This window comes from Methylophaga nitratireducenticrescens (genome assembly GCF_000260985.4).
Taxonomy (GTDB): domain Bacteria; phylum Pseudomonadota; class Gammaproteobacteria; order Nitrosococcales; family Methylophagaceae; genus Methylophaga; species Methylophaga nitratireducenticrescens.
In genome coordinates, this window is record NC_017857.3 from 2,275,068 (window position 1) to 2,289,035 (window position 13,968).

General features: G+C 44.4%; 10 protein-coding genes and 2 tRNA genes. 6 read left to right on the forward strand and 6 right to left on the reverse strand.

Going from position 1 to position 13,968, the window contains the following annotated elements; genetic code table 11:
• Window positions 1-221: 221 nt before the first annotated feature.
• The 4 genes from rsmA to Q7A_RS10810 form a co-directional block, all read right to left on the reverse strand.
• Complete coding sequence (gene rsmA / locus Q7A_RS10795) at window positions 222-1,016, reverse strand: 16S rRNA (adenine(1518)-N(6)/adenine(1519)-N(6))-dimethyltransferase RsmA (protein WP_014707393.1); 795 nt, start codon at window positions 1,014-1,016, stop codon at window positions 222-224.
• Entirely contained in the window at window positions 1,013-2,008 is a 996-nt protein-coding gene (gene pdxA / locus Q7A_RS10800; RefSeq protein WP_014707394.1) for a 4-hydroxythreonine-4-phosphate dehydrogenase PdxA, read from the reverse strand. The genes rsmA and pdxA overlap by 4 nt, the downstream gene beginning before the upstream one ends.
• On the reverse strand, window positions 2,005-3,270 hold the full coding sequence (locus Q7A_RS10805) for a peptidylprolyl isomerase (RefSeq protein WP_014707395.1): 1,266 nt from the start codon (window positions 3,268-3,270) through the stop codon (window positions 2,005-2,007). Before Q7A_RS10805 ends, pdxA begins: the two co-directional genes overlap by 4 nt.
• A 134-nt stretch (window positions 3,271-3,404) precedes the next feature.
• Window positions 3,405-5,651 (reverse strand): LPS-assembly protein LptD, encoded by a 2,247-nt coding sequence (locus Q7A_RS10810; RefSeq protein ID WP_014707396.1) that lies wholly within the window; start codon window positions 5,649-5,651, stop codon window positions 3,405-3,407.
• A gap of 285 nt (window positions 5,652-5,936) precedes the next feature.
• Between Q7A_RS10810 and Q7A_RS10815 the strand changes: the two genes are divergently transcribed.
• From Q7A_RS10815 to Q7A_RS10825, 3 genes are all read left to right on the forward strand, one after another.
• Window positions 5,937-6,012, forward strand: a tRNA-Ala gene (locus Q7A_RS10815).
• A 24-nt stretch (window positions 6,013-6,036) separates the two neighbouring features.
• A tRNA-Glu gene (locus tag Q7A_RS10820) sits at window positions 6,037-6,112 on the forward strand.
• A gap of 153 nt (window positions 6,113-6,265) precedes the next feature.
• Window positions 6,266-6,844 carry a hypothetical protein gene (locus tag Q7A_RS10825; protein WP_041354564.1) on the forward strand — a complete coding sequence of 193 codons (579 nt, stop codon included), beginning with the start codon at window positions 6,266-6,268 and terminating at the stop codon, window positions 6,842-6,844.
• On the opposite strand, the gene lptG is transcribed toward Q7A_RS10825, so the two are convergent.
• Together lptG and lptF are read right to left on the reverse strand one after the other, a co-directional pair.
• On the reverse strand, window positions 6,841-7,902 hold the full coding sequence (gene lptG, locus Q7A_RS10830) for an LPS export ABC transporter permease LptG (protein ID WP_041354566.1): 1,062 nt from the start codon (window positions 7,900-7,902) through the stop codon (window positions 6,841-6,843). The two genes, Q7A_RS10825 and lptG, sit on opposite strands and share 4 nt — an antisense overlap.
• The gene (gene lptF, locus Q7A_RS10835; protein WP_041354567.1) at window positions 7,899-9,029 is read right to left on the reverse strand and encodes an LPS export ABC transporter permease LptF; all 1,131 of its coding nucleotides are present in this window, start codon (window positions 9,027-9,029) and stop codon (window positions 7,899-7,901) included. Before lptF ends, lptG begins: the two co-directional genes overlap by 4 nt.
• An 86-nt stretch (window positions 9,030-9,115) precedes the next feature.
• Here lptF and Q7A_RS10840 point away from each other — a divergent pair, with 86 nt between their 5' ends.
• The 3 genes from Q7A_RS10840 (at window position 9,116) to Q7A_RS10850 (ending at window position 13,889) form a co-directional block, all read left to right on the forward strand.
• Window positions 9,116-10,603, forward strand: a complete 1,488-nt coding sequence (locus Q7A_RS10840) for a leucyl aminopeptidase (protein WP_014707400.1) — start codon at window positions 9,116-9,118, stop codon at window positions 10,601-10,603.
• Between the two features lie 10 nt (window positions 10,604-10,613).
• On the forward strand, window positions 10,614-11,048 hold the full coding sequence (locus Q7A_RS10845) for a DNA polymerase III subunit chi (RefSeq protein WP_014707401.1): 435 nt from the start codon (window positions 10,614-10,616) through the stop codon (window positions 11,046-11,048).
• Between the two features lie 87 nt (window positions 11,049-11,135).
• Complete coding sequence (locus Q7A_RS10850; RefSeq protein WP_014707402.1) at window positions 11,136-13,889, forward strand: valine--tRNA ligase; 2,754 nt, start codon at window positions 11,136-11,138, stop codon at window positions 13,887-13,889.
• Window positions 13,890-13,968 lie beyond the last annotated feature (79 nt).

Genomic DNA, 13,968 nt, shown 5'->3' on the forward strand with positions numbered 1-13,968 from the left:
AGCTTAATTCCTCGTGTCGTTTATATTATGTATTGAAATCCCAAAAGACACACTATATATCCTGGCGCACCTTATTGGTTGTGTGTATCTAACTACAGCAAAAACAGTGTGTCAAGACAGTAAAACATTAGTGTCAATCACCATCATGTTTTTTTGCGAACAGCCTCTAAACTCTTGCTAAATCGGCACTTAAGCATTTACTTATATAGGCTATACTTATTTTAAGCACTTATAGATTGAGCCAAAGCAACATATTGTTCAACTGATATGGTTTCTGGACGAAGTTTTGGATCGATTCCTTGATCCTCCAACGCTGCCAGGGAAACACTATTTTTCAAAGTGTTAGCGATGGTTTTTCGACGCTGACTAAATGCCTGGGTCACTAAATTACCTAATGTTTTTATACAAACATCGCCACCTAAAAACTGTTTTCTTGGTTGGATATAAATGATGGCTGACTCCACTTTAGGCGGAGGATCAAAGGCTGTAGGCGGCACAATAAATAATTGTTCTACCATACACTGGTATTGAATCATTATACTTAACCGACCGTAACTTTTATTACCTGGCGCGGCACAAATGCGCTCTACAACCTCACGCTGAAGCATAAAGCACATATCTTCGATCAGTGGAGCCTGTTCCAGCAAATGAAATAATAAGGGCGTAGTAATGTTGTAGGGCAGATTGCCAATCACCCTTAATTTTTCATCATTCCAGGGTAATACGCTGAAATCAAATTCCAAAGCGTCGGCCTGATGAATATGCAGATTAGCGGCGTCTTTAAACTGGTTTTGCAATATTGGCACTAAATCACGATCCAGTTCAATCACATCCAGTAATCCAGCACCTTCCAGTAATGATGCCGTTAATGCCCCGCGCCCCGGCCCTATTTCGACCAGATGCTGATCTTTTTGAGGGGCTACTGCAGCAATGATATCCGCTATAACGGCTTCATCCTGCAAGAAGTTCTGCCCAAATCGTTTGCGTGCTTTCGGATAATGTCGCTGATCAGTCATGCAGTTCTTCTGGATAATGACATTGTTTCCGCCATATTGATTGCAGCCTGGAGGCTCGTTGCACTTGCATTGCCTGAAGCGGCAAGATCAAGAGCGGTACCGTGGTCAACCGAAGTTCGGATAAATGGGAGACCCAGAGTAATATTCACAGCATCACCAAAACCTTGATGCTTAAGCACCGGCAGCCCCTGATCGTGATACATCGCTAATACAGCGTCATACTCTGCAAGGCGAGACTTCACGAAAATAGTGTCTGCTGGCCATGGACCGTTAAACTCATAGCCTTGCTCACGTATGAGCTTAATTGCAGGTTCGATTACGGTTTGTTCTTCTGCCCCCAGATGTCCGCCCTCACCAGCATGCGGATTTAAACCACATACTGCTATTCGTGGGTGTTTTAATCCAAAGCTAAAATGCAGACCATTGGCCAGAATGCGCATGATTTGCAGCAGACTCTGTTGAGTAACAGCATCGCTCACTTCACGTAGTGGTAAATGTGTTGTTGCCAACGCCACACGAAGTTCAGGTGTTGCCAGCATCATCACAACTTTATTGACACCAGCACCATCAGCGAAAAACTCGGTATGGCCGCTAAATGGAATCTGAGCATCATTAATGACACCTTTATGCACCGGTGCGGTAACAACAGCATCGAAAGTCCCATCAAGACAGCCATTCAGCGCGAGTTGCAATGTATCAATTACATAGGCTGAATTAGCAGGATTCAATTTCCCAGGCACCACTTTTTCTGCGAGTTTACTCGCCAGATAGACAATACGACCAGCTTCACCTGGTTTAGGGTCCGAATTCGGATCAAACTCAACCAGCTTTAATGGTAACGATAATTCATCTGCACGTTGCTGAAGCAGCTCTGGATCCGCAATAACGACTATTTCATGGCGTTGGCCCTGTTGTGCCAGCTGAATACATAGGTCGGGGCCAATTCCAGCGGGCTCACCTGAAGTCAGTGCTATGCGGCAAATATCACTCAAAGCTCACGATACTCTATGTAGGCTTCATCACGCATTGCTCTTAACCAGCTTTCAAGCTCTTCTTCAACTTTACGTTGTTTTAACTGCTCACGTGCCTTATTGCGCTTAAATTCATCTGCCATATTTTGTTCTCGGCGCTCTTCGACCTGAATTAAATGCCAACCAAAACGGCTTTGGAAAACATCGCTCACTTCACCTTCCGCCAAACTATTCATAACTTCTTCAAACTCGGGCACCATAACACCGGGGCTGGTCCAGCCAAGACTTCCACCCTCAATCGCAGAGCCAGTATCCTCAGAGTGTGCTTTTGCCAGCTCGGCAAAGTCTTCACCATTGAGAATTCGTTCACGTAATTGCTGAAGTCGCTTTTCGGCAGCTTCATCAGTCACCAGCTCGTTGGTTTTGATTAAAATGTGGCGAGCTTTTGTTTGTTTAACCAGGTGCGTTTCCTCACTGCGTTTTTCGGCCAGTTTGATGAGATGAAAACCACTGCCGCTTCGAATAACATCGCTCACTTCACCTACGGACAGATTAGGAACCACACCGGCAAATAAGGTTGGCAGTTCAGCCTGTTTACGCCAGCCTAGGTCACCACCTTCCAACGCATTTTGCCCATCGGAGTACCCTGCAGCAATTTCTGAAAATTCACCGCCCTCTGCCAGTAAATCTTGAATAACGGTTAGTTTTTTTTCCGCTTCCTGTACTTGTTCGGGTGTTGGTGCATCAGGCACACCCACTAAAATATGTAATAACCTGAATGCCTGTTCAGAATCACCTTGCAGGTTTTGGGTCGCCAAAAAGTTATCAACTTCTCGCTCAGAAACAACGATAGAATCTTCAACCTCGCTTTTACGCAACCGACTGATAATCATTTCTTCACGAATCGTTTCCCTGAATTCAGTAAAATCATAGCCGTCACTTTCAAGCGCATCACGAAACTGCCGTATGGTAAGGTTATTATTTTCAGCAATTTGTCGAACAGCGGCATTTAATGCGTCATCTGCCACCCGAATACCCGACATTTCTGCACGTTGCAATTGCAGTTTTTGCATGATGAGTCGTTCAAGGACCTGTCGGCGTAGAATATCAGAGGAAGGTATTGCGGCATTACGCTGGCGAAGCTGCTGACGTACTGTCTGCTCCATGTCGACCAGCTCACTATCCAGAATAATTTCATTATTAACAACCGCAACAATACGATCAAGCGGCGCTGCCCATACACTGTTCGCAAGCAATAAGCCGACAAGCAAATATTTAATCATGAACTATACAAACTCCGTAAATTGATGGCCGGTATTATAGCGTTTCAAAGCGACTAAGACCTAAATATCATTAAAAGTAGCTACCGAGTTAATGATTAAATGAGTGATTGAAATTTGAGCCTGTTGTCCGGAATTTATTCATAGCCACGAATACTTTCCTCAAGCAGGCCACCGGATTTCTTACCAAATCGCCCCAGGCCTTTCAGCTCAATTTCAAAATAGATGGCTTTATTGCGACTGTCGGCATCAATATCATTAATATAATCTCGAAAAACTACTCGGGTAGCCCAGCAACAACTATGATATTCAACACCTGCCAAAGCTTCTAACGTCGTATTATCCATTAAAGAACGATAATAACGGCCAATAATGCTCCATTGATCATTAATCGGCAGACTTCCTGATACGTCAGCCTGCTCTATCGGGAAACGGTTCAAGCCATCATCCCGCCGATAGCGATGAGCAATGTTGAATACACCACCATTTTCTCCGCGATAGCGTAATTGCAGCGAAGACATATTAGAGGTGGTGCTGTCAGGATCCCATTGAATCTGTCCAGCCAGCGCCCATTCTTCTGTAATACTTGCCACAGCTTCAGCAATAAAGTCAGAATCTGAGCGGGTTTCTTTGACATCCTGTCTTAAATTAACTTTGCGATCCGAAAAGTACTGAATTTGTCCCAATGTCATTCGTAATTTTTCACGACCCGTTTCTTCATTAATAAAGCGACTGGTCAAGCCCACTGTTACCTGATTGGCATCACCAACTCTATCAGGCCCGGTAAAACGATCATGACTGAACATGCTGCCCATACCAAAGGTACGCAGATTGGTATCAAAAAGTGGAATATTGTCCTGATTACGATAGGGAATATAAAGATAGAATGCTCGTGGTTCTAAAGTCTGAATCCAGCTATCACCAGCAAATTTAAGGGGCCGTTCAAAAACCAATCCACTATCGAGACTGACAACAGGTAAAGTCCGATTAATAGTGCTGTCTTCAAAACGGGTTTGACCACTCAGGTTGTCCAGCGAGTAGTAACTCTGCTTTAACGCGACCCGAGGTGTCATAAAAAAGCCAGCTGTACCCATCGGCATACTGATACCTGGTTCCAGGTTGAACCGCTGCCCTGAAACCCTGTTATCATGATCAAAAGCGGTAAATTCGGATTTGAATTCATAGCTAAGTCCATACGCCTGATCAGGAAGTAAACCATTCAATGTTAATTGCGGCAATCGTTGATAAGGATCTTCAACATCTTCCAGCAGATTTTGATATCCCTGCACTCTTGCTCCGAAATTCCAGATATCACCGTAATAATTTACATTTAATAATCGGTTTAAATGCGTGGTACTGCTCAAGCTTAAATTACTACTGAAATCTTCCAGATAATCCCGATCCGATACATAATTATAATCAACCAGGGTTCGCCAGCGGTTGCTACTGCCATAATGCCCATTTTGCTGAAATGAAAAATGTTTCCGGTCTTCATTGTAGTTGGGATTTATTTCATCACCATTCTGACGCAGACTGTCACTGCCCAAAAAAGCTGCATCAATCAAGCCTTCAGATTGCGACGTGAGATAACGAAACTCACCATTCAACATCAAGCCACGATCTGACATATAACGTGGTGTCAGAGTCGCATCCATTTGCGGTGCAATGTTCCAGTAATAAGGTGTGCTGACATCAAAACCGGTTTCGTTGGAACTACCAATTGAAGGGATCAAGAAACCTGATTTACGTTCATCACTTAACGGAAAACTGATATATGGCGTATAAAAAACCGGAACGTCCTTTATACGCAAAACAACATCATAAGCCCGGCCGACACCCTCTTCGTGATCCAGATCGACATCTCCGGCTTTCAGTTTCCAGAATTCATCGTCTTCCATACAGGTTGTATAGGTTGCGTTTTTTAATTGGGTTGACTGCACACCCTGACGAGTCACATGACTCGCTTCCCCGCGCGCATTCATCTGTTTGGTTTGATATTCGGCATCAATCAACGTGCCGCGATCTTCATCGAGATTCCACTCCGCCTGATCACCAAATATCGACATCTGACTATCGCGCAAACGTACATCACCCTGAGCAGTCACTTTACCAGTGGTTTGATTGTAAGTGGCACGATTGGCATTTAACTGCTGCCCTCCACGACGCACATCAACCTTGCCGGTAAAAACCGAAGTACCCAAATCAACCAACTGAGCGGTATCCGCTTGAACATCAACATCACTTTGTTCAGTGAGTGCGTCTTCAGCAAGAAAATAATCGGCGTCTGGTCGGGGGCAGTGACTGGGCACATGGTATGGCTCTGCGGAAACAGGAGGAGCAAAACAGGAAACAAAACCTGCAGATAGAATTATCAGTTTGCGCATCAATATCCCCGGTGAGCCTTGATGACCGAAAAAACGGCCTTCTCTATTCAATAAATAACTTTCAATTTATCGCACAGAAATATGCTTTCATCAAATTCCCTAACTGATCATAACGGTCATAAATCATATAATTACCTTTCATCAACAACTTAGCTTTATTAACGCACCCAAGCTAGCATCTCATGCACCACATTCTCCGTGAGAATCCCAGGAGGCCATGTAAATTATTTGAAATATTCTGTTGACAGAAAAAAACTCAATCCCTATAGTATGCGCTTCCTTTCGGGGGCTATAGCTCAGCTGGGAGAGCGCTTGCATGGCATGCAAGAGGTCGGCGGTTCGATCCCGCCTAGCTCCACCAAGAAACGAAAGAAAACAGTTTTAGGTCCCCATCGTCTAGAGGCCTAGGACACTGCCCTTTCACGGCGGTAACAGGGGTTCGAATCCCCTTGGGGACGCCATATAAGGCAGTCAGTAAAGTCATTGCTAATTGCTGCTAAAAGGCGGTGAGATTTTTCTCATCGCCTTTTTTGTTTCACAGGATTTTGTATTTTCTTTACTTCGCCAGTTTGCTCACTGATAATCAGCCAACATTTTTGAATAGAGTGAGCAATATGACAGTCCATTTTTTCTCCAGCACGATTCCCCCCTTGCCTATATTATCCAAACAATCAGCTATCCCACTGGTATGGCTGTGTTTGTTGTGTTTGTTTATGTCTATATCCTCAGTAGAGGCAAATGACGAAAACACACAAGCCTTTACAGCTGAGTTTGCGGTGTTGGATAAAAATAATTTACCGCAGTATGTGAGCAGGATGAGTCAGCGTTATTACGCTCAGGTGGATTTGCTCAATAATTATTTTCAACTATTCCAACAAAAAAAAGACCCTCGGGGATTTAATGTATGGCATCTGAGGGGATTTTTACCAAATTTCAGTCTGTTGGATGCAGAAAATCAGCATGTTGCAGAAAGCAACGAAAAATTTTTAGCAGAGCGTCCTGAAAAAGAACTTACACTGATTTTTACCGAACTCAAGGAAGTGTCTGTCAATCTGATGGTGTCTTTTCGTGAGAATGATCCAGAGGCTTACAAAGCAGCAAGTACTCAAGTGAAGTCACATATAAAACAGCTTACTGAAATCCTAAAAACACACCACCTGGATGATGAAATTCGTGAAAGCTCACTTAACTAACGGGCTCTTCGCAGCATCACCATGCCGATGCCGGCAAAGATGATTGTTGGCAGGGAGGCCGCCAACCATGGTAAAACACCAAAAACCAGACCCATATGCTGGAAGCTCTGGTTAAATAAATGAAAGCCAATCCCAACTAGAGCACCAACCAGAATACGTCCACCAATCGGAGCTGAACGTAATGGACCGAAGATAAACGGCACGGCCAGAAACACCATCACAGCCGAGCTCAATGGCATCATAATTTTGCTCCAGAATGCCAATTGATATTGACTTACCGCCTGATGATTGGACTTCAGATATGAAACATATTCCATCAGATTCCATACCGGCAAAAATTCGGGTGGGACCACAACAATATTCAACATGCCAGGATTAAGTTTTGAGCGCCATTTGGCCCGTTCTATCGCCCTCACCTCCACGCCATTTTCATCAATCGTACTTTGTACTACATCAAACATCAGCCATTCATTGTTATCGTAACGAGCTTCCCTGGCTTTAGTCACAATCCTCAATTGATGTTTATCATCAAATTCATAGACCTTAATACCTTCAAAGCGGCCATCGCGATGAATTCGTTCGATATGGTTAAAGTGATTGCCATCACGAGTCCAAAAACCAAATTCAGAATGACTTCCCTCGGTTCCTGTTTGTGAGGCAGTTTGGATCTGCAAGGCTTTTTGTTCCGTAATAGGTCTGACCAGCTCACCAAGAACGACAGCAATAACCATTAAAATACCGGCAACCATCAAAACGGCTTTATTAATATCTTTCACTGAGATGCCGGCCGCCCGCATTGCCACCAATTCACTTTGCGACGCCAATGTTCCCAAACCAATCACACTTCCCAGCAAAGCAGCAACTGGCAGGAGTTCATAAATTCTTTTAGGCATCGACAATGCAAGATAGGCCAATACATCCAACAATTGATAATCACCTTTTCCCAGATCATCCAGCTCGGTAATAAAATCCATAAAGGTATATAGCGACATCAATACCACCAATACTAGAGCCGTACTAGCTAAGATGGTTTTACTAATATAACGTTGCAAAATCATGCTGTTTTCAGTCGCTTACGTTGTTGCCAGAATCGTTTAAATTTCAGGCGATTTTGTAACATCAACATAATGCTAATCATTAAAAGATGTACCCAAATCGCTCCTATCCACGGAGCTAAATCACCTTTTTCCACCCACGCCCGGGTCACACCTAATAAATTGCTATAAATCACATAGACCAATACCGCTGGGAAAAATCCGGCATAACGTCCTTGCCTTGGTCCAGTGTGTGCCAGGGTGATGGCTATCACACTCAAAATGACCGTCATAACAGCGCTGGAAACCCGCCACTGAATTTCAGCCAAATCCTGAGGTTCTCCGCGCTCCCATAACACCGCAGTGGGTAGGGATTTATGTTTTTCACGAACCTGGACCGACTCGCCACGTTCAATCAGCATACTATGTGTTGCGTATTCCGCGATACGGAAATCCAAATCACCAGCATTACCTTCGTAGCGATAGCCATCTTCTAAAACCAGATATTTATCGCCACTCTCGGCTTCAATATCAAAACGTCCCCGCTTGGCTCTAAATATAAGAGGCTTTTCATCTCGATGAATTTCAATGAAGATATTTTCCATATGGGTTTTATCTTCGCTGAGCTGTTGTGAATAGAAGGTCCAATCACCATTCTGGCTTTCTTTAAAACTGCCCGCAATCAGTCCCGTTGTGTTAGCAGCCACTTTGGCTTTCTGTTCGATTTCATAGCGCCCTGATAAGACATCTGGAACAATCAGCAATGCCAAAGAGCCGGTAATAATCGCCATTGCACCGCTGAAAACAACAACATTGCGTAATATACGATTACCATCAATACCGCAGGCTGCGATCACCGTCAGTTCGTTATCTGAACTCATTCGTGACAAACTGAGCAATACTGCTAAAAAAGTACCAATCGGCAGTAATACGGATAACGCGCCAAAGGAATTCAGCCATAGCAGATTGAAAATGACTTCTGCCGGTAAATTGCCCACAGCCGCCTGAGCCAGATAGCGGGCAAAACGTGTCGCTACGTAAATCAGCCATAGCACACCGATGACGGCTGTCAGAGAAATTAAAAACTCTCGCAGCATATATCGGTCAATCAGGCTAAAACGTTCAACAAATATTTGTCTTAGGACGGGCATTATTCAATGGTCTTCGTTAGAATAGGCAGTCAGTTCACTGCAATAAAAAACGCAGTCTAAACCATCTACATCAACAGGAGAAATCCATGCAGTATTTTGTGACCAAAGATGTTCTACCAACACAATCAATTGACTGTATTGCTGTTGCCATATTTGAAGGCGGCCAACTCAGTCCTGCAGCGGCAACATTAAACACCGCAAGTAAAGGATTAATTCAGCGTGTTATCGAACGTGGTGACATTAATGGCAAACCAGGTCAAACGATGCTGTTACAGGATATCCAAGGTATTTCCAGCCCAAGAGTATTACTGATTGGTTGTGGCAAATTCGAAAAAATCAGTGAAAATGATTTTAATACAGCCTGTATTGCAATGGCCAAATGGTTAAATGAAAGTGCTGCCGCACAAGCTGTAAGCTGTTTAGCAGAAGCACCTGTTAAGGAGCGCAGTACTGCCTGGAAAATTCGTCAAACAGTTATCAATACAGAAACCGCTCTATATTGCTACAGCCAGACTAAAAGCCAGTTCAAACCGGTTGAAAAACCGCTTACCCATCTCGGATTTATGGCGAGTGAAGCAGATATTGATGCTCTGGGAAAAGCTTGTGAAATAGGGGCCGCTATTGGTAAAGGTATGAATCTGGCTCGTGAGCTGGGTAATTTACCAGGCAATATTTGCACTCCATCGTATCTTGCAGAACAAGCCATCAAAATGGGACAGGATTATGACAATCTGGCGGTTGATGTGCTGGAAGAAAGCGATATGGCCGAATTGGGCATGGGATCATTACTTTCAGTTTCCCGTGGCAGCCGCCAACCCGCCAAACTGATCACGCTGAATTATGGTGGTGGCGGTGACAGTAAGCCCATAGTACTGGTTGGAAAAGGTTTAACCTTTGATGCAGGCGGTATCTCGCTCAAACCTTCTCAGGGAATGGATGAGATGAAATACGATATGTGCGGTTCGGCCAGTGTGTTAGGTACCGTACAAGCGGTTGCTGAATTACAGTTACCGATCAATATTATCGGTGTCATTCCAAGCTCTGAAAACCTGCCAGATGGAGAAGCCAATAAACCTGGCGATGTCGTGACCAGTATGTCGGGGCAAACCATTGAAATATTAAATACCGATGCTGAAGGACGTTTGATTTTGTGCGATGCTCTGACTTACAGCGAACGCTTTGATCCCGAAACAGTTATTGACATTGCTACCTTGACTGGCGCCATTATTGTTGCGTTAGGAAATAATGCTTCGGGTTTGATGACCAACAATCAGGATCTGGCTGATGACTTGCTCAAAGCAGGTAATGATAGTTTTGATAGAGCTTGGCAATTGCCATTGTGGGATGACTATCAAAAACAAATCGATAGTAATTTTGCCGATATCGCCAATATCGGCGGTAAGGAAGCAGGCAGTGTCACAGCGGCGTGTTTCTTGTCCCGTTTCACTGCGAAATTTAAATGGGCACATCTGGATATCGCCGGTACCGCCTGGAATGGCGGCAAGGAAAAAGGCGCAACCGGTCGTCCAGTGCCCTTATTGATGCAATATATCCTGAACCGCCTGGAAGACTGATAATTCGTTCATGACTAAAGTCAGTTTTTATATTTTAGGTTCAACCGATCCGCTTGACCGGCAGCAATTTGCCTGCCGGCTGGCGGAAAAAGCTTATCTACAGGGTCATCAGGTGTTTATTCATACTGAGGATCAGGACCAGAGTGAAGCGATGGATAAGGCTTTATGGGCTTTTCGGCCAGACAGTTTTGTCCCGCATCAGGTCTTAGCGACAGATAATAAAATCGAAGCGCCAGTTTTGATTAGCCATGAAAATATAGCGCCACCAAAACTGATGGACGTATTAATCAATTTAAACCCGGTTCAACCATTATTTTTCAGTCAGTTTGAACGGCTGGCCGAAATTATTAATGGCGATGAAGCAATCAAAAAACAGGGACGCGTTCGCTATCAGTTTTACAAGGATCGTGGCTATCATCTCGATACGCATCAAATAAACAATTAACACATTCCGGCTCACTCATGACCGGGCACACATTAAGCGGGTATAATGCCCGCTTTTCTTTTTCCGAACAGATAAACGCAGAGACGCATGGACAAAACCTATAATCCCGATGCAATAGAACAACGCTGGTATCAACAGTGGGAACAAAACGGCGAATTCAAACCTTCTGGCGAAGGCACGCCCTACGCCATTATGTTGCCGCCGCCAAATGTCACCGGCAGTTTGCATATGGGTCATGGGTTTAATAACACCATCATGGATTTGCTGACTCGTTATCACCGCATGAAAGGCGATAACACGCTGTGGCAACCGGGTACTGACCATGCCGGTATCGCCACCCAGATGGTAGTGGAACGTCAGTTAAATGCCGAAGGTAAAACCCGCCATGATTTAGGCCGTGACGCCTTTATTGAACGGGTCTGGGACTGGAAAGGCGAATCCGGTGGCAATATTACCCGTCAGCTACGTCGTCTTGGTTCCTCTCTGGACTGGTCTCGAGATCGTTTCACCATGGATGACAATCTGTCCGAAGCGGTCAAACATGTGTTTATCAAATTGCATGAAGAAGGTTTGATTTACCGCGGTAAACGTCTGGTGAACTGGGATCCGGTTTTACATACCGCCGTATCTGATTTGGAAGTATTATCAGAAGAAGAAGCTGGTCATTTATGGCATTTCCGTTATCCGTTAACCGATGGCAGTGGTCATCTGGTAGTTGCCACTACCCGTCCGGAAACTATGCTCGGTGACACGGCTGTAGCAGTACATCCGGAAGACGAACGTTATAAACAGCTGATTGGCAAAACCATCACCTTGCCTTTAGTCGGCCGTGAAATTCCGATCATTGGCGATGACTACGTTGATCCGGAATTTGGTAGTGGCTGCGTCAAAATTACTCCAGCCCATGATTTCAACGATGCTGAAGTTGGCAATCGTCACAATCTTGAACAAATCAATATTCTGACCATTGATGCTGCCATTAATGACAATGCACCGGAAAAATATCGCGGTCTGGATCGCTATGCAGCCCGCAAACAAATCGTTGCCGATTTTGAAGAATTAGGCTTACTGGAAACCATTCAGGACCATAAACTGATGGTGCCACGAGGTGATCGGTCTAATGCTGTTATCGAACCATTATTGACTGATCAGTGGTATGTCAAAGCTGATGTACTGGCGGCTCCGGCAGTTGAAGCGGTACAGTCAGGTAAAATTAAATTTGTCCCAGCCAACTGGGATAAAACCTTTTATAACTGGATGGATGGCATTCAGGACTGGTGTATTTCACGACAAATCTGGTGGGGACACCGCATCCCTGCCTGGTATGACGAACAGGGCAATATCTATGTTGGTCATGATGAAGCCGATGTCCGCCAAAAACACCAATTGGATGATGCAATCAGCCTGAAACAGGATGAAGATGTTTTAGATACCTGGTTCTCTTCAGCGTTATGGCCCTTCTCCACTTTGGGTTGGCCGGCTGATGATGCGGCTTTGAAAACCTGGTATCCGACCAGTGTTTTGGTGACCGGTTTTGACATTATCTTTTTCTGGGTTGCCCGGATGATGATGATGGGCATCAAATTTATGGATGATGTGCCATTCAAAGAAGTCTATATCCATGGTCTGGTGCGCGACTCACATGGCCAGAAAATGTCCAAATCCAAAGGTAATGTTCTGGATCCCATCGATATTATCGACGGTATTGATCTGGAATCTTTGGTTGCCAAACGTACCAGTGGCATGATGCAGCCACAACTGGCCGCCAAGATTGAAAAAGCTACTCGCAAGGAATTTCCGGAAGGTATCGCACCGCACGGAACCGATGCGCTGCGCTTTACCTTTGCCTCTCTAGCCACTACCGGACGTGATATCAATTTTGATATGAATCGCATTGCCGGTTATCGAAACTTTTGTAACAAACTGTGGAATGCAGCGCGTTACGTATTAATGAATACCGAAGATCAGGATACCGGCATTGATAACGCTGAAGTCGAACTCAGTCTGGCGGATCGCTGGATCATTTCGTTATTACAACAAACTGAACTGGATGTTACCCGCGCTATCGACAGCTATCGCTTTGATTTGGCGGCACAGGCGATTTACGAGTTTATCTGGAATAACTATTGTGACTGGTATTTGGAGCTGTCTAAACCAGTTTTAAATAATAATGCAGCCAGTGATGTCGCCAAACGTGGCACCCGCCGTACCCTGGTTCGGGTATTGGAAGCCACGCTGCGTTTAGCACATCCGTTTATGCCGTTTATTACCGAAGAAATCTGGCAGACCATCGCGCCACTGGCTGGTAAATCCGGCAACACCATTATTAACCAGCCGTATCCTGTTGCTGATAGCAGCAAAATTGATTTGGTTGCCGAAGAAGAAATGAAATGGTTGATGAAATTTACAAATGGTATTCGCTCCATTCGTTCACAAATGAACATTGCTCCAAAGAAAAGTCTAAAAGTAATTCTTAAGAATGCTGATAATATAGATAAAACCCTTGTAGATATTCGAGGGAATTTTTTGAAAAAATTAGCTAATTTAGATGCAATTGAATACTTAAATGGCGAAGCGCCTGCTGCTGCTACTGCACTGGTTGGTAAAATGGAAATTCTGATTCCTCTAGAAGGCTTGATTGATAAGGATGCTGAAATTGCCCGTCTGGACAAAGAAATCAGCAAACTGGATAAAATCATCAAACAATCAGCGGGCAAACTGAGTAATGAAAATTATGTTGCCAAGGCGCCCGCAGATGTTGTTGCCAAAGAACGTGAAAAACTGGCCGAGCTGGAACAGTCGTTAAGTCAGTTACAGCAGCAACGTAAAGCCTTGGGCTAAAACCCTAAGTCCTTTTCTAGGAACTTTCCGACTCTATTAGTCAGTCAATAACAATACGAAAAGCCGGTGTTTTCGCCGG